The organism is Nocardioides sp., assembly GCF_030019515.1.
In the GTDB taxonomy this organism is placed as follows: domain Bacteria; phylum Actinomycetota; class Actinomycetes; order Propionibacteriales; family Nocardioidaceae; genus Nocardioides.
Genome location: NZ_JASEEQ010000002.1, coordinates 313940 through 334731, shown reverse-complemented (window position 1 = coordinate 334731; position 20792 = coordinate 313940). Strand labels below are relative to the sequence as shown.

The following is a 20792-nucleotide window of genomic DNA, read 5'->3' as shown; positions in this document are numbered from 1 at the left end:
GGGAGCGAGGGAGCGGTCAGACAGGATGGCGGCATGCGCATCCTGGTCGCCCCCGACAAGTTCGCCGGAACGCTGACCGCCGTCGAGGCGGCCGACGCGATCGCGGCCGGCTGGCGCCGGCGGGCGCCGGCCGACGAGCTGGACCTGGCGCCGATGGCCGACGGCGGACCGGGCTTCGTCGACGTGCTGCACGCGGCGCTCGGCGGGGAGCTGCTGGCGGTGACGGTCCGCGGGCCGCACGGCGAGCCCACACCCGCCACGGTGCTGCTCGCCGGGAGCACGGCGTACGTCGAGGCGGCGCAGGCGTGCGGCGTGCACCTGACCGGCCGGGAGGGTGCGGAGTCGGCGACGACGTACGGCGTCGGGGAGCTGCTCCTCGCGGCCGCCGGCGCGGGTGCGGAGCGGGTGGTCGTCGGGCTCGGGGGGAGCGGCACCAACGACGGCGGCGCGGGGCTGCTGGCCGCGCTCGGCGCGACGGCGGACCGACCGCTCGACGCCGGGGTCGCGGGCCTGGCCGGCGTCGCCCGGGTGACGCTGCCGGAGTTCGCGCTGCCGCTGGTCGCTGCCACCGACGTGGACAACCCGCTCACCGGCCTGTTCGGCGCCACCAAGGTCTACGGCCCGCAGAAGGGCGTGGCGGAGGAGCGGCTGCCGCTCGTCGACGGTTGGCTCGAGGAGTTCGCGGCGGCCACCCACCGGCGCACCTCCCTGGACAAGGGCGCGGGGGCGGCCGGAGGTCTCGGCTTCGCGCTGCTGCTCCTCGGCGGCACCCGGGAGCCCGGCATCGGACTGGTCGCGGACGCCGTCCGGCTGGCCGAGCGGGCGCGTGCCGCCGACCTGGTGGTGACCGGCGAGGGGGCCTTCGACTTCTCCAGTCGGTCCGGGAAGGTGCCCTACGGCGTGGCGGAGATCGCGATGGAGGCGCTGCGACCGTGCGTGGCACTGGCCGGGAAGGTCCTCGTCGGCTCGCGGGAGATGCGGGCGCTGGGCATCGAGTCGGCGTACTCCCTCGTGGAGCTGGTGGGGGAGGAGCGGGCCTTCGCGGATCCGGCGGGCGCGCTGGCCGACCTCGCGGAGCGGGTCGCGCGGACCTGGTCGCGCCAGTGACCGGACCAGTGACAGCACAGCGACCTGCTCCACGACCGGAATAGTCACGTCGATGACCGGAATAACCGGCCGTGTGCGACCATTGAGCCGGTAACAACCCTTCCACCGACCTTGGGAGAATCGCCGATGACCGAGCAGGTCGAGACCACCACCGAGCACCGCACGGATCAGATCAACCTGAGCCCCGTGGCGGCCGCCAAGGTGAAGAGCCTCCTCGAGCAGGAGGGCCGCGACGACCTCGCGCTGCGCATCTCCGTGCAGCCTGGCGGCTGTTCGGGCCTGCGCTACCAGCTGTTCTTCGACGAGCGCAGCCTGGACGGCGACGTCGTCACCGACTTCGACGGCGTCTCCGTCGTCGTCGACCGGATGAGCGTCCCGTACCTCAACGGCGCGATGATCGACTTCGTCGACTCCATCGAGAAGCAGGGCTTCACGATCGACAACCCGAACGCCAGCGGCTCCTGCGCCTGCGGCGACAGCTTCCACTGACGAGGACGCGTCAGCGGACTCGATGATGGTGGTCGCGCAAGCGCTCTGACTGAGCCTGCGACGTCAGATGGCGCGTGCCGAGACCCGGCGAGCCGAGAAGCAGCCTGAACGAACAGATCAGCCCCGGACCCATGGGTCCGGGGCTGATCTGTTGCTCGAGGTCGGCGGGCACCTCACGGGGTCTCGACCCGCGCGTCGCGACTTCGCGAGCTCAGTCGCGGCGGTTGCTCGACCACCATCATCGGGCCCGCTGGCGCGGTCCCGATCAGTCGCCGTCGAGCTGCAGGTTCAGCGCGCCGGCCAGGCGGGCGGCGGCCGCGGAGATCTCGATGTCGCGCTTGGGCAGCTCGCGGGGGTAGTCCTCGAAGTAGAGCGACGGGGCGGGGCGGGCGACCGCGCGGGCGGCTCGCTCCAGGCGGAGGTTCTCGCCGGCGGCCCGGCAGTCGGCACGCATCTCCTCGGGGGTCGCGGGGTCGTCGTACGCGAGTCGGGGGGCGCGCGGCTGGTCGGTCATGGGATCGACGCTACGCGCTCCTGGTGCGCAACGGCAGCGGTACCGATCGGTAGTGTTCGCGCCATGTCGCTGCTGATCGCGGGCTCCATCGCAACCGACCACCTGATGAGCTTCCAGGGCCGGTTCGCCGACTCCCTGGTGGTCGACCAGCTGGACAAGCTCTCGGTGTCCTTCCTGGTGGAGGACCTCGAGATCCGGCGCGGGGGCGTGGCCGCCAACATGTGCTTCGGGCTCGGTCAGCTCGGGGTCCGGCCGGTGCTCGTCGGTGCGGCCGGCGAGGACTTCGCCGACTACCGCTCCTGGCTGGAACGGCACGGCGTGGACTGCGGCCACGTGCGGATCTCCGACACCCGGCACACGGCGCGGTTCGTCTGCACGACAGACCCGACCGGCGCGCAGATCGCGTCGTTCTACCCCGGCGCGATGAGCGAGGCGCGGCTGATCGAGCTGGGTCCGATCGTGGCCCGGGTGGGGGAGCCCGACTACGTCCTCGTCGGCGCCGACGACCCCGACGGGATGCTGCGCCACACCGACGAGTGCCGGCAGCGGGGCTACCCGTTCATCGCCGACCCGAGCCAGCAGCTGGCGTTCAGCGACGGCGGGCTGATCCGCAAGCTGATCGACGGCGCGGCGATCCTGTTCTCGAACGAGTACGAGTCGGCGATGATCGAGCAGAAGACCGGCTGGTCGGCCGACGAGATCCTCTCCCACGTGGGCACCCAGGTCACGACGCTCGGCAAGGACGGCGTGCGGATCAGCCGGGCGGGCGAGGAGACCATCGAGCTGCCGGCCGCGCGCGACGTGGTCGCCGTCGAGCCGACCGGTGTCGGCGACGCGTTCCGTGCCGGCTTCCTCGCGGCGCTCGCCTGGGGCGTGGGCCTGGAGCGGTCCGCCCAGGTCGGGTGCGTGCTCGCGGCGTACGTGGTCGAGACGGTCGGCACCCAGGAGTACTCGTTCACGCCCAGCCAGTTCCTGGCCCGCGTCGAGCACTCCTACGGCGCGGCGGCCGCCGACGAGGTGGCCGCGCACCTCAAGGCCGTGGGCTGACCCTCCGCACCACGTAGCGGGGCGTGCCGTCCGCGGCCGCCTCCTCGCCGACGTACTCCTGGCCGCGCATCCGGCACCACGCCGGGACGTCCGTGCGGGCGGCGACGTCGTCGGCGACGACCGCGACGAGGCCGCCGGCGGGGACCTCGCCGATCCGCTTGCCGAGCTCGATCACCGGCAGCGGGCAGAGCATCCCGCGGCAGTCCAGCTCGAGGTCCACGGGCGTGCTCACAGGCCCGCCACGGCGCGGATGTCGCGGACCACGTGGGGCAGCACGTCGAGGAAGCCGTCGACGTCCTCATCGGTGGTGTCGCGGGTCAGCGAGACCCGCAGGTTGCCGTGGGTGAGCACCCCCATCGCCTCCAGCACCCGGCTCGGGGTCAGGGTCGAGGACGTGCACGCCGAGCCGCTGGCCGCGCCGTACCCGCGCCGGTCCAGCTCGGTGACCAGCGCCTCGCCGTCGACGTACAGGCAGGAGAAGGTCACCAGGTGGGGGAGCCGCCCGACCGGGTCGCCGACGACCTCGACGTCGGGGATCGCCGCCGCGGCGGCGCGGATCCGGTCGACCAGGGCGCGCTGCCGGGCGTTGACGGCGTCGCGCTCGGCGAGCACCGCCTGGAGCGCTGCGGCGGCCGCGAGCGCGGCCGGGACGTTCTCGAAGCCGTCGGCCCGCTCGTCGATCCGGTCGTCGCCGGGGAACGGGTTGAGCCAGCGGGTGCCCTTGCGCACCAGCAGCACCCCGACCCCGGCCGGGCCGCCCCACTTGTGCGCGGACCCGGCCAGTACGTCCCAGCCGTCCGGGAGCGGGAGCCGGCCCATCGACGCGCAGGCGTCGACGAAGACCGGTACGTCGTCCGGGAGGCGGAGGTCGGCGACCGGCTGGACCGTGCCGACCTCGTGGTTGGCGCTCTGCAGGGCGACGACCCCGACCCCGTCGCCGGCCGCCTCGAGCAGGGCGCCGACGTCGACCCGCCCGTCCGGCCGCGCGCCGACCTCGTGCGCTGTGCCACCCCACGACACCGCCCGCAGCACCGCGGAGTGCTCGACGGTGGAGTAGGCGACCCCGTCGCCGCGACGCGAGGCACGCACCAGGCCCAGGAGGCCGCGGTGGACGGCGTCGGTGCCCGAGGAGGTGAAGGTGACCTCGTCGGGACGCACCCCCAGGCACTCCGCGACGACGGCGCGGGCGTTGTCGAGCAGGAGGCGGGCGTCGCGGGCCGGTCCGTGCAGCCGCCGCGGGTCGGCGTACCCCCGCTCCAGCGCGGCGAGCAGGGTGTCCCGAGCCGCCGGGTGCAGCGGCTCGGCGGATGCCGAGTCGAGGTAGACCGGGCGCCGCGGAGCGCCCGAGGGGTCTGCGCTGGTCACGTGTCCGAACCTATCCGGCCCGGCCGCGGCTCGCAGGCCGGGTCCGGCACCGGCTCCGACCGGGTACAAAGTCCTGGGACTCAGCCCTGGACAGAGGCCCCCCACCGGGTCTTAGGTCCCGGGATTCCGCTAGTGTTCGGCTTATCCGTGTTCGTTGAGAGAGAGGCTCAGGCGTTGAGTCTGCAACTCCCCAAGCGCGCCGCCGGTGGCCGCGGGACCGCCCGTCGGGTGACCCCCCTGGCGGCGCTCGGCGTGGGCGTGCTGGTGCTGGGTGGCTGCTCGTCCGAGACACAGGGCGAGTGGAAGCGATTGGCGATGCCCGACCCCGCGTCGGAGCAGGGCGAGCACGTGCTCAACCTGTGGCAGGGCGCCTGGATCGCGGCCCTCGTGACAGGTGTCGTCGTGTGGGGCCTCATCTTCTACTCGATCTGGCGGTTCCGCCGGCGCAGCGAGGCCGAGATCCCGGTCCAGACCCGCTACAACCTGCCGCTCGAGATCCTCTACACGATCGTGCCGATCATCATGGTGATCGTCTTCTTCGCGCACACGGTCAACGTCCAGAACACCATCCTCGACGACGACCTCCCGGTCGACAACACGATCGAGGTCGTCGGCCAGCAGTGGTCGTGGACCTTCAACTACGGCATCGGTGAGCAGGACGCCTCGGCCAACGACGACGCCACCGACGCCGAGTTCCCGTACGCCTCCTACGTCCACGAGGCCGGCACCGGCTCCTACATCCCGACCCTCGTGCTGCCGGTCGGCGAGACGACCCGGTTCAACCTGCACTCGCCCGACGTCATCCACGACCTGAGCGTCCCGGCGTTCCTGCTGAAGATGGACGTCGTGCCGGGCCGCGTGAACCACTACGAGATCACCCCGACCCGGACCGGCGAGTTCGCCGGCAAGTGCTTCGAGCTCTGCGGCGTCTATCACTCGCGGATGCTCTTCAACGTCAAGGTCGTCAGCGTCGACGACTACCAGGCCTACCTCAAGCAGCTCGAGGACGCCGGTGCGACCTCGCAGGCGCCGCTGCTGGGCGGCGAGTACGCCAGCACGCAGGCCGGACTCGACTCCGGCGACCAGTCCGAGGAGGACGCCCAGTGACCGCCACCGCTGCGCCGTCGACCACGATCGCGGCACGTCCGCCGCTGGGTCAGCAGCTCGCGCACCTGATGACGACGACCGATCACAAGGTGATCGGCAAGCTCTACCTGGGCACGTCGTTCGCCTGGTTCCTGATCGGCGGCGTGATGGCCATGCTGATCCGCTCGGAGCTGGCCTTCCCGGGCATGCAGGTCGTGAACGACGAGGTCTACAACCAGCTGTTCACGATGCACGGCACGATCATGCTGCTGCTGTTCGCGACGCCGCTGTTCTTCGGCTTCGCCAACGTGATCATGCCGATCCAGATCGGGTCTCCCGACGTCGCGTTCCCGCGCCTGAACATGCTCAGCTACTGGCTGTTCCTGTTCGGTGGGCTGATCGCCGCGTCCGGCTTCCTCACCCCGTCCGGCGCCGCCGACTTCGGCTGGTTCGCCTACACGCCGCTCTCCGACGCGGTCCGCTCGCCGGGCGTCGGCGGCGACCTGTGGATCATGGGCCTGTGGATGGCCGGTCTCGGCACCATCCTGGGCGCGGTCAACTTCATCACGACGATCATCTGCATGCGTGCACCCGGCATGACGATGTTCCGGATGCCGATTTTCGTGTGGAACACGCTGGTCACCAGCCTGCTCGCGCTCGTCGTCTTCCCCGTCCTCGGCGGCGCGCTGCTCTCGCTCGAGGCCGATCGCCAGCTCGGTGCCCACGTCTTCGACACCTCGCACGGCGGCGCGATCCTCTGGCAGCACCTGTTCTGGTTCTTCGGGCACCCCGAGGTCTACATCATCGCGCTGCCGTTCTTCGGCATCGTGACCGAGGTCCTGCCGGTCTTCAGCCGCAAGCCGGTCTTCGGCTACATCGGGCTGGTCGGCGCCACCCTCGGGATCGGGTTCCTGTCCATCTCGGTGTGGGCGCACCACATGTTCGCCTCAGGTGCGGTCAACCTGCCGTTCTTCTCGGGGATGAGCCTCCTGATCGCGGTGCCGACCGGAGTCAAGTTCTTCAACTGGATCGGCACCATGTGGGGCGGATCGGTCTCGTTCGACACCCCCATGCTGTGGTCGCTCGGCTTCTTGACGACGTTCCTCTTCGGTGGCCTGACCGGCGTGATCCTGGCCAGCCCGCCGCTGGACTTCCACGTCACGGACTCCTACTTCGTGGTCGCGCACTTCCACTACGTGGTCTTCGGCACCGTGGTGTTCGCGATGTTCGCGGGCTTCTACTACTGGTGGCCGAAGTTCACCGGGCGGATGCTCGACGAGCGGCTCGGCAAGCTGCACTTCTGGCTGCTGTTCGTGGGCTTCCACACGACGTTCCTGGTCCAGCACTGGCTCGGCGTCGAGGGCATGCCCCGCCGGTACGCCGACTACCTGCCCGGTGACGGCTTCACCACGCTGAACCAGGTCTCGACGATCGGCGCGTTCCTGCTCGGGGCCTCCACGCTGCCGTTCCTCTACAACGTCTACATCTCGCGCCGCTCACCGCTGGTCAACACCGACGACCCGTGGGGCTGGGGCCGCTCGCTCGAGTGGGCGACGAGCTGCCCGCCGCCGCGGCACAACTTCGTGACGATCCCGCGGATCCGGTCGGAGTCGCCGGCCTTCGACCTGCACCACCCCGAGGTGGCGGCGATCGAGCTCGAGGACAACGAGGCCGCGCGCGTCGGCGCGCGGGCCGACGCACCCGACATGGAGGGTCGCGAGGAGATGCTGCGCGACCGCCTGGACAACGACCCGGAGGACACCGTCTGATGAAGGCCGAGGCCTGGATCTTCGCGATCGTCGGGATCTTCTTCGCGTTGATCACCCCCGTGTACTGGTTCATGTCCGAGGACTGGACCGGCACCTCCGCACTGGCGATGACCATGCTGCTGGCGGGCATGATCACCGTCTACCTGGGGTTCCACGCCGCCAAGATGGACCCGCGGCCCGAGGACCGCAAGGACGGCGAGATCGCCGACGGCGCGGGCGAGCTGGGGTTCTTCCCGCCGTACTCCTGGTGGCCACTGTGGTGCGCGCTGACCCTGAGCACGATCGTCTACGCCGTCGCCCTGGCCGCCTGGTGGCTGCTGATCATCGGCGTCGTCCTCGGCGCCGTGGCTCTCAGCGGCTGGATCTTCGAGTACTACCGCGGCGCCCACGCCCACTGACGCCCACCCACGCACCCCGGCGCCGCGTCGAATCGGGCGCCGTGGGTGGTGCCGGTTAGGCTGGTTACCGGATCACACGCACGCTCGTCACGGGGAGTCCAGCATGTCCCAGAGTCGTCCGCGCTCGGGCGCGGCCGCAGCCCTCGCGCTGACCGCCGCGCTGACGCTCTCGGCCTGCCAGTCCAACGACCTCCCCGGCGCCTCCGCGCTGGCGGGCGACGATCCGACCGCGACGGCCTCCGAGAAGGCGCCCGCGCTGCGACTGGTGTCGAGCGTCGAGAAGGGCGCCACGGACGTCCCGGTCGACCGGGAGCTCTCGGTCGAGGCCAAGGGCGGCTCGATCGACTCCGTGGCGGTGTCCTCGCCGGCGGGCAAGATCCCCGGCCAGGTGCAGGCCGACGGCGCGCGCTGGGTCGCGACCGGCCGGCTCGAGCCCGGTACGGCGTACACGATGAAGACCGTCGCGCGGAAGGCCGACGGCACCCAGGTCAGCCGCACCGCCAGGTTCCGCACCCAGGACCTGACCCTCGACGAGCAGACCTACCCGTCGGTCGCGCCCCTGGCCGGTGAGACGGTCGGCGTCGGCATGCCGGTGATCGTCACCTTCGACCTCCCGGTCACCGACAAGGCGGCGTTCGAGAAGCACATGGACGTCACGTCCTCACCCAGCCAGCCGGGCGCCTGGCACTGGATCAGCGACACCGAGGCGCACTGGCGCCCCAAGTCGTACTGGAAGGCCGGTGCGGACGTCCACGTCGACATCGACGTCAACAGCGTGCCCGCCGGCCACGGGATCTACGGCCAGGAGAGCCGCGAGCTCGATTTCCACGTCGGCGACGCCCACGTCTACCGCGTGAACGCCCAGACGCACCAGCTGCAGGTCTTCAGCAACGGCAAGCTGCTCCGCACGCTGCCGACCACCACCGGCAAGCCGGGCTTCACCACGCGCTCCGGGGTCAAGGTCATCATCGAGAAGTTCCCCGTCAAGCGGATGAACTCCGAGACGGTCGGGATCCCGGCCGACAGCTCGGAGGCCTACGACATCGACGACGTGCAGTGGGCGATGCGGGTGACCTACTCCGGTGAGTTCATCCACGCCGCGCCGTGGTCGGTCGCCTCCCAGGGACACGCCAACGTCTCCCACGGCTGCACCGGCCTGAGCACCGCCGACGCCGGCTGGCTCTACGCGATGTCGCGGCGCGGTGACGTCGTCGAGTACACCGGCACCGACAAGCCGATGACCCTGACCAACGGCTACGGCGACTGGAACGAGTCCTTCCAGCAGTACCGCCAGGGCTCCGCCCTCAGCTGACCCAGCCCGACTCGGCGCGTCTTGCCCGCGGTGGGGGCTCGAGTCGGCGCGTCTTGCCCGCGGTGGGGGCTCGAGTCGGCGCGTCTTGCCCGCGGTGGGGGCTCGAGTCGGCGCGTCTTGCTCACGGATTCCCAGCGGTGTGCCGCTTGTCAGGCGGCGGTGATCAAGATACGCCGACTCGGCGGTGCTGGGCGGGCATGATGCGCCGACTCGGCGGGGCTGGGCGGGCAAGATGCGCCGACTCGGCGGAGGTGATGCGGCGAGGCCGCCCGACTCCGTTGGGAGCCGGGCGGCCTCGGCGTGGTCGGGGCTACCCCGGACCGGGGGGCTCAGTGGTGGCGCAGGCCCTCGTCCTCGACCAGGTGGTGGCCATCGAACTGGTGGCCGTCGGCAGCCTGACCCTCCACCGACGCCTGGAGCTCATGCTCGTGCTCGGCGTGGTGGTGGCCCTCCTCGAGCTCCGCCGGGCTCGGCTTCTGCACGTTGTCGGCGTACCACAGCGTGCGCACCCGGTGCCGCAGCGCCTGGAGGCGACCGCCGCTCGGTGCCGGGACGCCGTTGGCGTCCTGGGTGTGCTGGTGGTCCTCCAGCACCGGGTCGCGGTCGCGGGAGGCGATCGCGTAGGCCCGGGTGGCCGGCAGCGGCAGGTGCTTCTCGGAGTAGCCACCCTCCGGGGAGCGCATGATGACGCCGGTCTCGTAGCCGTGCAGCAGCATCTCGTTGTCCTTGCGCTGCAGCGAGATGCACCAGCGCCGGGTCACCACGAACGCGATCACCGGGCCCACGAACACCGCGACCCGCAGGAAGTAGGTGATCTGGTTGATGCTCGCGTGCAGTTGGATCGCGATGATGTCGTTGCCGCCGGCGATCCAGAACAGGCCATACATGGTCATCAGGGCGACCATCAGGGCGGTCCTGGTCGGAGCGTTGCGCGGCCGCTCCAGCAGGTGGTGGTCGCGCTTGTCACCGGTGATCCAGGCGTCCAGGAACGGCAGCAGCAGCAGGATCGTGAACATGACCACCGGCAGCACCAGGATCGGCAGCATCACGTTCCAGCTGATCGTGATGCCCCAGAAGTGCGACTCGAGGCCGGGCATGATGCGCAGCGCGCCGTCCGGCCAGCCCATGTACCAGTCGGGCTGGGAGCCCGCGGTGACCTTGGACGGGTCGTAGGGGCCGTACTTCCACACCGGGTTGATGGTCAGCAGCGCACCGAGCAGGGCGGTGACGCCGAAGACGATGAAGAAGAACCCGCCGGCCTTGGCGGCGTACACCGGGAGCATCGGGTAGCCCACGACGTTCCTCTCGGTGCGGCCGGGGCCGGGCCACTGGGTGTGCTTGTGGTACACGAGCAACAGCATGTGGGCCGCGATCAGCGCCAGCAGCAGGCCGGGGATCAGCAGCACGTGGACGGTGTAGAGACGCGGGATGATCGACTCACCGGGGAACTCGCCGCCGAACATGAAGAACGACATGTAGCTGCCGACCACGGGGGTCGCCTTGACGAAGCCGTCCGCCGCGCGGATGCCGGTGCCCGAGAGCAGGTCGTCGGGCAGCGAGTAGCCGGTGAAGCCCTCGAGGGTGCCGAGGATCAGCAGCAGGCAGCCGATCACCCAGTTCAGCTCGCGCGGCTTGCGGAACGCGCCGGTGAAGAACACGCGCAGCAGGTGCACCATCATCGAGGCCACGAACAGCATCGCGGCCCAGTGGTGCATCTGGCGCATCAGCAGGCCGCCGCGGACGTCGAAGGAGATCCGCAGGCTCGACGCGTAGGCCTCGGACATGTGGATGCCGCGGAGCTGGTCGTAGGACCCGTTGTACTGGACCTCGCCCATGCTCGGGGTGAACCACAGGGTCAGGAAGACACCGGTGAGGAGCAGCACGACGAAGCTCCACAGCGCGATCTCGCCGAGCATGAACGACCAGTGGTCGGGGAAGACCTTGCGCAGGTTCTTCTTCATCGCGGTGGCGAGGCCGAGGCGCTCGTCGGCCCAGGTCGCGGCCGCGCCGGCCCGGTTGGGCCCCTTCGTCGTCGCCGCCGTGGTGGCGTTGCTCTTGGCGACCTTGCTGGTGTCCATGATCAGCCACGCTCCCAGAAGCTCGGTCCCACAGGTTCGGTGAAGCCGCTCTGCGCCACGAGGTAGCCCTCGTCGTCGACCATCAGCGGCAGCTGGGGCAGCGGCCGTGCGGCCGGGCCGAACACGACCCTGGCCGAGTCGGCCAGGTCGAACGTCGACTGATGGCACGGGCAGAGCAGGTGGTGGGTGGTGCGCTCGTACAGCGAGATCGGGCAGCCGACGTGGGTGCAGATCTTCGAGTAGCAGACGATGCCGTCCACCGACCAGTTCTCCCGGCCGTCGCCGGGAGTGATCTCGTCGGGCTCCATGCGGACCACGACGACCGCGCCCTTGGACTTGTTGACCTGCAGTGCGAGGCCCTCGAGCGGCTTGCCGTCCTCGGGGCTCTTGAAGATGCCCTCGGGCTCGGCGTTGACCAGGTCGCCGAGCTGGAGGTCGGCGGGGCGGATCGGCGTGCCGACCACGTCGCGCACGACGCGCATGCCCTTCTCCCAGATGGTGTTCTCCAAGCCGGCGCCGGGGTAGGGCTGGGCGTTCTTGACCTGGTTGGGGGTCGGGCCGAGGTCGCGCAGCAACACGATCGCGGGCAGGCCGAGGAGGCCCACGGCGCCGAGCAGCGAGTTGCGGACCAGCGGACGCCGGCCGATGCCGGACTCCTCCAGGCCGGTGCTCAGTGCGGCGAGCGTGGCCTCGCGGTCCTCCGCGGAGGAGGCCGACGGGTGCCGGTCCTCGACGATCTCGTGGTCGGCCATCAGCTTGCGGGCCCACTGGATGACGCCGATGCCGATGAACAGCAGCGCGCCGGCCAGCGAGAGGCCGAGGAAGAGGTTCGAGGCGCCCAGGCCGCCGACCACGTCGGGGTCGTCACCGATGTCGAAGACGAAGTAGGAGACCAGGAGCAGGATCGTGCAGATCGCGGAGAGCCCGAACAGGGTCGCGACCTGGCGCTCGGCGCGCTTCTCGGCCCGCGGGTCGACGTCGGTCGGCCGCCACTGGTGCTCGGCGAGGCCCGGGTCGGGGTAGAGGTCGTTGACGACCGCCTCGTCCGGGACGTTCACGAGCTCGTGGCCGGGCCCGCTGTCGAATCCCTTGTCGTGGCTCTCGCTCACGCCTCCACCTTCTTCTTCGTCGAGCGGGTCGTGTGGGCCGCGATCCAGACCGCGACGCCGATCAGGGAGCCGATGCCGAGCACCCACGCGGCGAGGCCCTCGGCGACGGGGCCGAGGCCGCCGAGCCCGAAGCCGCCGTAGTTGGGCATGTCCTCCAGCGAGGCGAGGTATGCGATCACGTCGCGCTTCTCGTCGGGGGAGAGGTTGCCGTTGGAGAAGTTCGGCATGTTCTGCGGGCCGGTGAGCAGCGCCTCGTAGATGTAGCGAGGCTCGACGCCGCGGATCTGGGGCGCGAAGCCACCGCGCGGCATGGCGCCACCGGAGCCCTCGAAGTTGTGGCAGGCGGTGCAGTTGGTCAGGAAGATCTGGCCGCCGTTGGTGATCGCCTGCTGGCGCTCCTCGTCAGAGAGGCCATCGACGCTGTAGTCACTCTCGTCGGGGATCGCCGGGCCGGGGCCGAGCGAGGCGACGTACGCCGCGAGCGCCGCGATCTCGTCGTCGTTGAAGGTCTGCGGCTTGCGCGGCACCTGGGCGCCGGGACGGGCCATCGGCATCCGGCCGGTGCCGACCTGGAAGTCGACGGCCGCAGCGCCGACGCCGACCAACGACGGGCCGAGCTGGTTGCCGTTCTGGGTGCGGATGCCCTCACCGTTCTGACCGTGGCAGAACGCGCAGCTGACCAGGAACAGCTCGCGGCCCTGGGCGATCTGCTCCTCGCTGGCGGCCGCCGAGCCCGCCTGAGCGGGGGAGAAGACCGTGTAGAGCCCGCCGGTCATGAGCAGGCCGAGCAGCACGACGGCGAGGCCGGCGAGCGGTCCGCGGCGGTGCCGCGACAGGCGGCCGGCGGAGCGATTCAGGAGACGCACAATTCAGTCCTTGCGATTGGTCGGTCTGCGGGTCGGCTACTGGACGAGATAGATGGTCGCGAACAGTCCGATCCACACCACGTCGACGAAGTGCCAGTAGTAGGAGACGACGATCGCGCTCACGGCCTGCTCGTGGGTGAACTTGCGGGCCACGAAGGTCCGGCCGAGGACGAAGAGGAAGGCGATGAGGCCACCGGTCACGTGGAGACCGTGGAAACCGGTGGTCAGGTAGAACATGGAGCCGTAGGCCGAGTCCTGGATCGTGATGTTCTCGCGGATCAGCTCGGCGTACTCGGTGGCCTGCCCGCCGATGAAGACCGCGCCCATGATGTAGGTGAGCACGAACCACTCGCGCAGACCCCACCCGGCGATCTTGAAGAGCGAGCCGGTGCGGCCGACCTGGCCGCGCTCGGCGGCGAAGACGCCGAGCTGGCACGTGAGCGAGGACAGCACCAGGATCGTGGTGTTCACCGAGGCGAACGGCACGTTGAGGTGCTGGGTGTTCTCGGCCCACAGATCCGGGCTCACCGCGCGGATCGTGAAGTACGACGCGAACAGTGCCGCGAAGAACATCAGCTCGCTGGAGAGCCAGATGATCGTGCCCACGCTGACCATGCTCGGTCGGTCGTGGTGCCCGTGCAGACGGGATGCCGGAATCGCGGTTGCAGTCGCCACGGGCGTCATTATGTCGTGACTCGGGCGCGAGGGCACCCCGGGGGGGCGTGTTGCATGGTCCTAGAGTTCAGACCGTGCTCCAAGCCGCGGTCGGGACCCTCCTCGAGGCATCCGGCGACCTTCCCCGGTTCACCGCCGCCAGCCTCCTGACCGGGTGGTCGCTCGAACCAGTGTCCTTCGTCCTGACGGCCTGGGTCGCGGGACTCTATCTGTACGGGACTCTGGTCCTGCGCCGCCGCGGCGACCACTGGCCGATCGGCCGGACGTTGGCCTTCGTGGTGCTCGGGATGGGCTCGTTCGCGTTCGCCACCGGCTCCGGCCTGGGCACCTACGACCTGACCCTGCTGAGCGTGCACATGGTCCAGCACATGGTGCTCTCGATGCTGGTGCCGATGGCGCTCGCACTGGGCGCGCCCGTGACACTGGCGCTGCGCACGCTGCCGGCCCGCCCGCGGCGCTGGCTGCTCATGGTGCTGCACTCGCGGGTCGCGAAGGTGCTGTCCTTCCCGCCGCTGACCTTCGTGCTGTACATCGTCTCGCCGTGGGCGCTCTACTTCACCGGCTGGTACTCCGCGAGCCTGCACTCGGCGTACGTCCACGAGATGATGCACGTCCACCTGGTGCTCGTCGGCGCGCTGTTCTTCTGGCCGATCCTCGGCGTCGACCCGGTGCCCGGGCGCGTCGCCTACCCGTTCCGGATGCTGCTGGTGGTGCTGACGCTGCCCTTCCATGCCTTCCTGGGCGTCACGATCATGGGCCAGGAGGACCTGCTCGGCGGCTCCTGGTACCCCGACCTGCACAACGGCCCGATGGGCGCCTGGCTGCCCGATCCCGCTGCCGACCAGCACCTGGCGGGCGGGATCCTCTGGGGCTCGGGTGACCTGGTCGCGCTCGCGCTGTTCGCCGCGCTGTTCACCCAGTGGGTGCGCTTCTCGCTGAAGGAGGCCAAGCGCGAGGACCGCCGTCTGGACCTGCTCGAGGCCCGGGAGCGGTCCGCATCCGGGGAGGCCACCACCCCGGCCGACCCCGGCTAGTAGCATCACGGACGTGACCGACTCGACCTCTCCCCGGACCGCCCTGCGGGTGCTGGTCTACAGCGACGACGTGAACACCCGCCAGCAGGTCATCCTGGCGCTGGGCCGCCGTCCGCACCTCGACCTGCCCGAGGTCGAGTACGTCGAGGTGGCGACCGAGCCGGTCGTGATCCAGAACCTCGACGCCGGCGGCATCGACCTGGCGATCCTCGACGGTGAGGCGGTCCCCGCCGGCGGCATGGGCATCGCCAAGCAGCTCAAGGACGAGATCTACCAGTGCCCGCCGATCGTGGTCCTCACCGGTCGGCCCCAGGACGCCTGGCTCGCGACGTGGTCGCGCGCCGAGGCCGCCGTACCCCACCCGCTGGACCCGATCCAGCTGGCCGAGACGGTGGTGTCGCTGCTTCGATCGCACGTGCCCGCGAACACGTGAGCAGCTGGCCGGAGGTCCTCGGCGCGCTCGTCGCCGGCTCGGACCTCAGCGCCGATCAGACCGCGTGGGCGATGGGCGAGATCCTCTCCGGAGATGCCACCGTCGCCCAGATCGCCGGCTTCGCCATCGCGCTGCGAGCCAAGGGCGAGACCGTCGAGGAGGTGAGTGGCCTCGTCGACACGATGTACGCCCTGGCCACCCCGATCTCGGTGCCCGGCCGGCTGCTGGACGTCGTCGGCACCGGGGGCGACCGGTCCATGTCGGTGAACATCTCCACGATGTCGGCGATCGTCGCCGCCGGCGCCGGAGCCCGGGTCGTCAAGCACGGCAACCGCTCGGCCTCCTCCCAGTCGGGATCGGCCGACGTCCTGGAGAGCCTCGGCATCCGCCTCGACCTGCCGGCCGCCCGGGTCGCCGAGATCGCCGAGGAGGCCGGGATCACGTTCTGCTTCGCGGCGGCCTTCCACCCGGCGATGCGGTACGCCGCGGTGCCGCGGCGCGAGCTGGGCGTCGGCACCACGTTCAACTTCCTGGGCCCGCTCACCAACCCCGCGCACGCGCACGCGCAGGCGATCGGCTGCGCCGACCTGCGGATGGCGCCGGTGATGGCGGGCGTCTTCGCCCGGCGGGGTGTCGACGCGTGGGTCTTCCGCGGTGAGGACGGTCTCGACGAGCTGACGACGACGACCACGTCCCGCCTCTGGTGGGTGCACGGCGGCGAGGTCCGCGAGACCACGGTCGACCCGGCGGGGCTCGGCATCGCGCGGGCCGAGGCCGGCGCGCTGCGCGGCGGCGACGCCGTCCACAACGCCGAGGTGGTACGGCGCCTGGTCGCGGGCGAGACCGGCGCGGTGCGCGACGCCGTCGTGCTCAACGCCGGCGCCGCGCTCGCGGTGTACGACGAGCCCGGCACGGCGCCCGACCAGGCGCTGGCCGCGGGGGTCGAGCGGGCCCGTGAGGCGCTCGACAGCGGGGCGGCCGCGGCCGTGCTCGACCGCTGGATCGCGGCCACCGCGGGCTGACCGTCCCGAAGGAGCCCCGGCGCCGACCCAGCCGTCGAGGGTCAGACGTCGAGGACGTACTCCTGGCCCTCGCGGCGGAACCCGACGTGGTCGTAGTACGCGCCGATCATGTTCTGCGGGGTGGTCACCCGGTGGACGCCGAGAGCGGTGAGCATCCCGCTGCGGCGCCACACGAACTCACCGGGGGTGAAGTCGCGGTAGCGCGGCGTGACGTAGTCGAGCAGCAGCCGCGCCGTCTCGCCGTCGCGGCGCAGCACGACGACGCCGACGGTCTCGTCACCCTTCATCACGATGAACGCGTGCTCGTGGCCGTCGCCGGGCTCCCAGGAGAAGTCCGGCTGGTAGCGCCGGATGTCCTCGTCGTGCAGGCGCAGGACGTGGCGGAGGTACTGGTCGTCGGGCCGGACCTCGAGCACGTCGAAGACCGCCTCGTCGTGCCGCTCGCCGAGCAGCCGCGCGATGAACCAGACGTTGATCACCGCGAGCACGAGGTTCATCCCCACCATCGGCCACACGCTGAGCATCGCGTTGAAGAAGATCAGCACGACGCAGCCGATGGTGTTGATGGTGCGGAAGCGCAGCACCCGCGCCTGCAGGAGCGAGTAGACGAGCAGCGCGCTGCCGCCCCAGCCGACGGCGTCGAGCCAGTAGTCGCTGACCCAGTCCACGGCGGGCGTCAGTCCAGGCCGAGGGAGAACGCCGACTCGAGGTCGTGGCGGGAGTAGGTCCGGAACGCGATGTGGGTCTCGGTCGCGTTCACGCCCGGCACCTTGTTGAGCCGGTCGGCGACGACCGCGGCGACATCCTCGTGGTTGCGGACCCGGATCAGCGCGATCAGGTCGATCTGGCCGGTGACGGAGTAGACCTCGCTGACGCCGTCGAGGGCGGCGATCTCCTCGGCCACCTCGGGGATCCGGGCGACGTCGGCCTTCACGAAGACGATGGCGGTGATCACAGCTGGACCCTACCCGCGGGCTGGTGCACGGTGGCGAGAGCCCGGCGCTCGTTGAAGGGGACCAGGGACAGCCGGGACTGGTTGACCGCGTCGTGGATCGCGAGGTGACGGGTCGCGCCGGCCACCGGGCAGGTCCACTCGCCGTCGACGTCGATCAGGCGGACGCCGGGGGACTCCAGCCAGCGCAGGACCTTCTCGGTCTCCTCGGCGCTCGCCGCGGGCACCGGGCCGGGGGCGCTGGCGACCGTCTCGGCGGACAGCCGCAGGGTGGCGACGTAGGCGTGCGCGTCGGCGCCCGCCGGGATCACGCCGGCCGCGGCCAGCCGGCCGTGGCGTACGACGTGGACCTCCCAGCGGCCGCGCCTTCCGGTCGTCGGGTCAGTCTCGCGGCGCGCGGCGACCACCTCGGGGCACCGGGTCAGCGCCGAGAGCCGCTGGGTGCGCGCCGCGGCGCGGACGAAGGCGGCCAGCCGGTCGCGGTGGACGCCCGCCTCCTCGAACCGCTCGTCGGCGGCCAGCGCCCCCATCCTGGCGTTGATGGTCTCGACGACCTCGTCGGGACGGCGCAGCAGCGTGTCGCGCAGCTGGCGGACGACGGCGGCGTACGTCGTGTCGTCGACGCTGCCGTCGCACGGGGCCAGGCAGCGGCCCATCTCGGCGAGCACGCAGGCGGCGCGCCCGGGCGACGCGGCGGGGTCGCGGGGCAGCCGGTCGGAGCACTGCCGGACGGGGAACGTCTCGTGCAGCGCGGCCAGGCACTTCTCGGCCGTCTTCCTCGACGCGAACGGACCGAGGTAGTCGGCGTCGTCGTCGAGCACCCGGCGCACCAGCGAGAGCCGCGGCCAGGGCTCCCGGGTGAGCTTGATGAAGTGCACCTTCTCGGGGAACCGCGAGCGGCGGTTGTACCTCGGCTTGTGCTCGGCGATCAGCCGGAGCTCGCGGACCTCGGCCTCCAGGGCGGTGGCGCACTCGATCCCGTCGACCGAGGTGGCGATCCCGACCATCTCGCCCATCCGGGAGCGGGTCTCGGAGGCGGTGAAGTAGGAGCGGACGCGGGTGCGCAGGTCGCGGGAGGTGCCGACGTAGAGCACCCGGGCCCGCTCGTCGCGGAACAGGTAGACGCCGGGAGCATGGGGGAGCCCCTCGGCCAGGTGGCGCTTGCGGCGCTGCGCCGAGCTGACGCGGGAGGAGAAGGTCTGGAGCTCCTCGAGCGTGTGCACGCCGACCCCGCCGAGCCGCTCCATCAGCCCGTGCAGCACGTCGACGGTCGCCCGGGCGTCGGAGAGCGCGCGGTGGTTGGGCGTGGTCGTCGAGCCGAACGCCTTCGCGAGGGAGGAGAGCTTGCAGTTGGGCGCGTCGTCGCGGGTGACGACCCGCCGGGCGAGACGGGCGGTGTCGACCACCTCGAAGGCCGGCCAGGGACGCCCCTGCTGGTCGGCGAAGTAGCGCAGGAAGCCGACGTCGAACGGCGCGTTGTGGGCGACCAGGACGCTGCCGGCGGCGAACTCCAGGAACGCCGGGAGCGCGGCCTCCACCGGCGGCGCGTCGGCGACCATGGAGTTGCTGATGCCGGTGAGGACCGCGATGAAGGCCGGGATCTCGGTGCGCGGGTTGACCAGGGTCTGGAACTCGCCGAGCACCTCGCCGCCGCGCACCTTGACGGCGCCGATCTCGGTGATCATCGAGCCGCCCTCGGCCGAGCCGCCGGTGGTCTCCAGGTCGACCACGCAGAAGGTGAGGTCGCGCAAGGGGCGGCCGAGCTCGTCGAAGCTGCGCTGCGACTCCCAGCGGGAGCCGGCATCTCGGACGCGGCTGCTCATGATCGCGACGCTAGATCGGGGCACCGACAATCCCGGGGAGACGCGCGGGGCGCGGGGCATAGGCTGTGGCCCGAGAGGTACGAGAACCGCTGAACCGGAACCACTGAGCCAAGAGAGGAGCGCGATGGCCCTCGAGATCCCCGACGCCGGCCACCGCTGGCGCTGCTCGGGCTGTGGCAACCTCACCCGGTTCGACGTCACCCGCACCCGGCGGACCACGGAGTTCTGGCACTTCGACCTCGCCGGCGACCACGGCGTCGAGCAGACCGAGGTCCGTGACGAGGCGATCGAGGCCGTGACCTGCCGCTGGTGCGGCCGCTCGGACGCGATCGAGGTGGTGCCGCGCCACCCCGTCCAGGAGCCGGCGGGCGCGGACTCCGGGCCGAGCTGACGGACCGCACGTGACCGAGCCCCCGCTGCGCTCGCTCGCCGAGCTGCCCGAGCCCGTCCGCACCCGTGTGGTCGCGATGACCGCGGAGGCGCTGCCCGACGTGCCGCGGCTGCCCGCCGCCGTACGCCGGGTCGCCGACTTCGCACCGGCCCGTCGCGCGCGCCTGGGTGGGACCGCGATCGCGGAGGCGCTCGCGGACGACGACTTCCGGGCCCGGGTCGGGACCCAGGTCGCGGCCCGGCCCGCGCCCGCCGAGGACGACCCGACGGCGGTGGCGGCGCACCGGTGGCTGACCCGGCCGGAGTCCTGGGAGGCCGAGCTGGACGACGCCGTACGACGGGTCGCGGAGCGCGCCGGGCCGGGGCGGTCGGACCTCGGCGACCGCGAGCTCGAGCGGCTCCGCGGGCGGCTCGCCGACGCCGAGCAGACGGTGCGCGACCTGCGGGCCGCGCACCGCTCGCAGGTCGACGAGTACAAGACCGAGAACGCCGCGCTGCGGCGCAAGCTCGGTGACGCCCGGGCGGCCGAGCGCGAGGCGCGGGCGACGGCCGACGAGGCGGTGCGGGCGCAGCAGGCGGCCGAGGCGGAGACGTCCGAGCGCTGCGCGGCTCTGGAGAAGGACAACCGCCGGCTGCGCGGGCAGGTGGAGCGGCTCGAGGCCGAGGCGGCCCGGGACCGGCGCGACGCGCGCTCGGATCGCGACGACGCGACGTTGCGGGCGCGGCTGCTCCTCGACACCGTGGTCGACGCGGCCGCGGGGCTGCGTCGTGAGCTGGCCCTGCCACCCGTCGCGGGAGCGCCCGGCGACCGGGTGGAGGCCGACGTGGCGGCCGCCGGGACGCGCGAGCCCAGCGCCGCGGGTGCGCTGGGCACCTCCAGCGCGGCGCTGCTCGAGCAGTACCTCGCGATGCCGCGGGCCCGGCTGCTCATCGACGGCTACAACGTGACCAAGACGGCCTGGCCCACGACGCCGCTGGAGGCCCAGCGCAACCGCCTGGTCACCGCCCTCGCGCCGCTGGTCGCCCGGACCCGCGCGGAGACGACCGTGGTGTTCGACGCGGCGGACACCGACCACCGCCCGCTCGTGCACGCGCCGCGCGGCGTCAAGGTGCTCTTCAGCCCCCGCGGGGTGATCGCCGACGACGTGCTCCGCGACCTGGTGGCCGCCGAGCCCGCGGGCCGGGTGGTGGTCGTGGTGACCGGCGACCGCGCGGTGGCCGTGGACGTCGCCCGTGGAGGCGCCCGGGTGATCGCGTCCGAGGCGCTGGTCGAGCTCCTCGGCCGGTAGCAGCCGCCCCGCGACACGCCGGGAGGCGGCGCTC

Annotated in this window: 22 protein-coding genes; 12 read left to right on the top strand and 10 right to left on the bottom strand. The window is 71.6% G+C overall.

From position 1 onward, the window contains the following. The first annotated feature begins 33 nt into the window (after window positions 1-33). Together QMC84_RS04005 and erpA are read left to right on the top strand one after the other, a co-directional pair. A complete protein-coding gene (locus tag QMC84_RS04005; protein WP_300372008.1) occupies window positions 34-1107 on the top strand; it encodes a glycerate kinase in 1074 nt (357 codons plus the stop codon). A gap of 126 nt (window positions 1108-1233) precedes the next feature. Continuing rightward, on the top strand, window positions 1234-1596 hold the full coding sequence (gene erpA / locus QMC84_RS04000; RefSeq protein ID WP_300372006.1) for an iron-sulfur cluster insertion protein ErpA: 363 nt from the start codon (window positions 1234-1236) through the stop codon (window positions 1594-1596). Window positions 1597-1861: 265 nt separating this feature from the next. Here the strand turns inward: erpA and QMC84_RS03995 are convergent, their stop codons facing one another. Next, entirely contained in the window at window positions 1862-2110 is a 249-nt protein-coding gene (locus tag QMC84_RS03995) for a hypothetical protein (RefSeq protein WP_300372004.1), read from the bottom strand. Window positions 2111-2173: 63 nt separating this feature from the next. Between QMC84_RS03995 and QMC84_RS03990 the strand changes: the two genes are divergently transcribed. Beyond that, entirely contained in the window at window positions 2174-3157 is a 984-nt protein-coding gene (locus tag QMC84_RS03990) for a carbohydrate kinase family protein (protein WP_300372002.1), read from the top strand. Here QMC84_RS03990 and QMC84_RS03985 read toward each other — a convergent pair. After that, on the bottom strand, window positions 3141-3389 hold the full coding sequence (locus tag QMC84_RS03985; RefSeq protein WP_300372000.1) for a sulfurtransferase TusA family protein: 249 nt from the start codon (window positions 3387-3389) through the stop codon (window positions 3141-3143). The two genes, QMC84_RS03990 and QMC84_RS03985, sit on opposite strands and share 17 nt — an antisense overlap. Then, entirely contained in the window at window positions 3386-4522 is a 1137-nt protein-coding gene (locus tag QMC84_RS03980; RefSeq protein WP_300371998.1) for an aminotransferase class V-fold PLP-dependent enzyme, read from the bottom strand. The genes QMC84_RS03985 and QMC84_RS03980 overlap by 4 nt, the downstream gene beginning before the upstream one ends. Window positions 4523-4696: 174 nt before the next feature. Between QMC84_RS03980 and coxB the strand changes: the two genes are divergently transcribed. From coxB to QMC84_RS03960, 4 genes are all read left to right on the top strand, one after another. Beyond that, a complete protein-coding gene (gene coxB, locus QMC84_RS03975; RefSeq protein WP_300371996.1) occupies window positions 4697-5629 on the top strand; it encodes a cytochrome c oxidase subunit II in 933 nt (310 codons plus the stop codon). Between the two features lie 68 nt (window positions 5630-5697). Then, window positions 5698-7377: a cytochrome c oxidase subunit I gene (ctaD, locus tag QMC84_RS03970; protein WP_300372334.1), complete on the top strand. Its 1680-nt coding sequence runs from the start codon at window positions 5698-5700 to the stop codon at window positions 7375-7377. Further along, window positions 7377-7775 (top strand): cytochrome c oxidase subunit 4, encoded by a 399-nt coding sequence (locus QMC84_RS03965; protein ID WP_300371994.1) that lies wholly within the window; start codon window positions 7377-7379, stop codon window positions 7773-7775. The genes ctaD and QMC84_RS03965 overlap by 1 nt, the downstream gene beginning before the upstream one ends. A 103-nt stretch (window positions 7776-7878) precedes the next feature. Further along, on the top strand, window positions 7879-9087 hold the full coding sequence (locus tag QMC84_RS03960; protein WP_300371992.1) for an Ig-like domain-containing protein: 1209 nt from the start codon (window positions 7879-7881) through the stop codon (window positions 9085-9087). Window positions 9088-9416: 329 nt separating this feature from the next. Here QMC84_RS03960 and QMC84_RS03955 read toward each other — a convergent pair whose 3' ends face one another. Genes QMC84_RS03955 through QMC84_RS03940 form a run of 4 tightly spaced genes read right to left on the bottom strand, consistent with a single transcriptional unit; the run spans window position 9417 to window position 13824 of the window. Then, window positions 9417-11165: a cytochrome bc complex cytochrome b subunit gene (locus QMC84_RS03955; protein WP_300371990.1), complete on the bottom strand. Its 1749-nt coding sequence runs from the start codon at window positions 11163-11165 to the stop codon at window positions 9417-9419. Window positions 11166-11167: 2 nt separating this feature from the next. Then, complete coding sequence (locus QMC84_RS03950) at window positions 11168-12274, bottom strand: Rieske 2Fe-2S domain-containing protein (RefSeq protein ID WP_300371989.1); 1107 nt, start codon at window positions 12272-12274, stop codon at window positions 11168-11170. Then, complete coding sequence (locus QMC84_RS03945) at window positions 12271-13140, bottom strand: cytochrome c (protein WP_300371987.1); 870 nt, start codon at window positions 13138-13140, stop codon at window positions 12271-12273. Before QMC84_RS03945 ends, QMC84_RS03950 begins: the two co-directional genes overlap by 4 nt. Window positions 13141-13176: 36 nt before the next feature. After that, entirely contained in the window at window positions 13177-13824 is a 648-nt protein-coding gene (locus QMC84_RS03940; protein ID WP_300371985.1) for a heme-copper oxidase subunit III, read from the bottom strand. A 65-nt stretch (window positions 13825-13889) separates the two neighbouring features. Here QMC84_RS03940 and QMC84_RS03935 point away from each other — a divergent pair, with 65 nt between their 5' ends. The 3 genes from QMC84_RS03935 to trpD are packed head-to-tail and all read left to right on the top strand — an operon-like array spanning window position 13890 to window position 16304. After that, a complete protein-coding gene (locus QMC84_RS03935) occupies window positions 13890-14849 on the top strand; it encodes a cytochrome c oxidase assembly protein (protein ID WP_300371983.1) in 960 nt (319 codons plus the stop codon). A 13-nt stretch (window positions 14850-14862) separates the two neighbouring features. Next, window positions 14863-15282 carry a hypothetical protein gene (locus QMC84_RS03930; protein WP_300371981.1) on the top strand — a complete coding sequence of 140 codons (420 nt, stop codon included), beginning with the start codon at window positions 14863-14865 and terminating at the stop codon, window positions 15280-15282. Beyond that, the gene (gene trpD, locus QMC84_RS03925; protein ID WP_300371979.1) at window positions 15279-16304 is read left to right on the top strand and encodes an anthranilate phosphoribosyltransferase; all 1026 of its coding nucleotides are present in this window, start codon (window positions 15279-15281) and stop codon (window positions 16302-16304) included. Before QMC84_RS03930 ends, trpD begins: the two co-directional genes overlap by 4 nt. 41 nt (window positions 16305-16345) lie before the next feature. On the opposite strand, the gene QMC84_RS03920 is transcribed toward trpD, so the two are convergent. The 3 genes from QMC84_RS03920 to QMC84_RS03910 are packed head-to-tail and all read right to left on the bottom strand — an operon-like array spanning window position 16346 to window position 19079. Next, window positions 16346-16972 (bottom strand): hypothetical protein, encoded by a 627-nt coding sequence (locus QMC84_RS03920; RefSeq protein ID WP_300371977.1) that lies wholly within the window; start codon window positions 16970-16972, stop codon window positions 16346-16348. 8 nt (window positions 16973-16980) lie between these two features. Further along, on the bottom strand, window positions 16981-17259 hold the full coding sequence (locus tag QMC84_RS03915; protein WP_300371975.1) for an Lrp/AsnC ligand binding domain-containing protein: 279 nt from the start codon (window positions 17257-17259) through the stop codon (window positions 16981-16983). Further along, window positions 17256-19079, bottom strand: coding sequence for a DEDD exonuclease domain-containing protein (locus QMC84_RS03910; protein WP_300371973.1), 1824 nt, complete (start codon window positions 19077-19079; stop codon window positions 17256-17258). Before QMC84_RS03910 ends, QMC84_RS03915 begins: the two co-directional genes overlap by 4 nt. Before the next feature lie 124 nt (window positions 19080-19203). Here QMC84_RS03910 and QMC84_RS03905 point away from each other — a divergent pair, with 124 nt between their 5' ends. Next, complete coding sequence (locus tag QMC84_RS03905) at window positions 19204-19470, top strand: hypothetical protein (RefSeq protein ID WP_300371971.1); 267 nt, start codon at window positions 19204-19206, stop codon at window positions 19468-19470. 10 nt (window positions 19471-19480) lie between these two features. Further along, the gene (locus QMC84_RS03900; RefSeq protein ID WP_300371969.1) at window positions 19481-20758 is read left to right on the top strand and encodes an NYN domain-containing protein; all 1278 of its coding nucleotides are present in this window, start codon (window positions 19481-19483) and stop codon (window positions 20756-20758) included. Window positions 20759-20792: the final 34 nt, after the last annotated feature.

Excerpts from the sequence above, each read along its gene's own strand:
- QMC84_RS04005 (WP_300372008.1), top strand. The coding sequence starts at position 34 with ATGCGCATCCTGGTCGCCCCCGACAAGTTCGCCGGAACGCTGACCGCC.
- erpA (WP_300372006.1), top strand. The coding sequence starts at position 1,234 with ATGACCGAGCAGGTCGAGACCACCACCGAGCACCGCACGGATCAGATC.
- QMC84_RS03995 (WP_300372004.1), bottom strand. The coding sequence starts at position 2,110 with ATGACCGACCAGCCGCGCGCCCCCCGACTCGCGTACGACGACCCCGCG.
- QMC84_RS03990 (WP_300372002.1), top strand. The coding sequence starts at position 2,174 with ATGTCGCTGCTGATCGCGGGCTCCATCGCAACCGACCACCTGATGAGC.
- ctaD (WP_300372334.1), top strand. The coding sequence starts at position 5,698 with ATGACGACGACCGATCACAAGGTGATCGGCAAGCTCTACCTGGGCACG.
- QMC84_RS03965 (WP_300371994.1), top strand. The coding sequence starts at position 7,377 with ATGAAGGCCGAGGCCTGGATCTTCGCGATCGTCGGGATCTTCTTCGCG.
- QMC84_RS03960 (WP_300371992.1), top strand. The coding sequence starts at position 7,879 with ATGTCCCAGAGTCGTCCGCGCTCGGGCGCGGCCGCAGCCCTCGCGCTG.
- QMC84_RS03955 (WP_300371990.1), bottom strand. The coding sequence starts at position 11,165 with ATGGACACCAGCAAGGTCGCCAAGAGCAACGCCACCACGGCGGCGACG.
- QMC84_RS03940 (WP_300371985.1), bottom strand. The coding sequence starts at position 13,824 with ATGACGCCCGTGGCGACTGCAACCGCGATTCCGGCATCCCGTCTGCAC.
- QMC84_RS03910 (WP_300371973.1), bottom strand. The coding sequence starts at position 19,079 with ATGAGCAGCCGCGTCCGAGATGCCGGCTCCCGCTGGGAGTCGCAGCGC.
- QMC84_RS03905 (WP_300371971.1), top strand. The coding sequence starts at position 19,204 with ATGGCCCTCGAGATCCCCGACGCCGGCCACCGCTGGCGCTGCTCGGGC.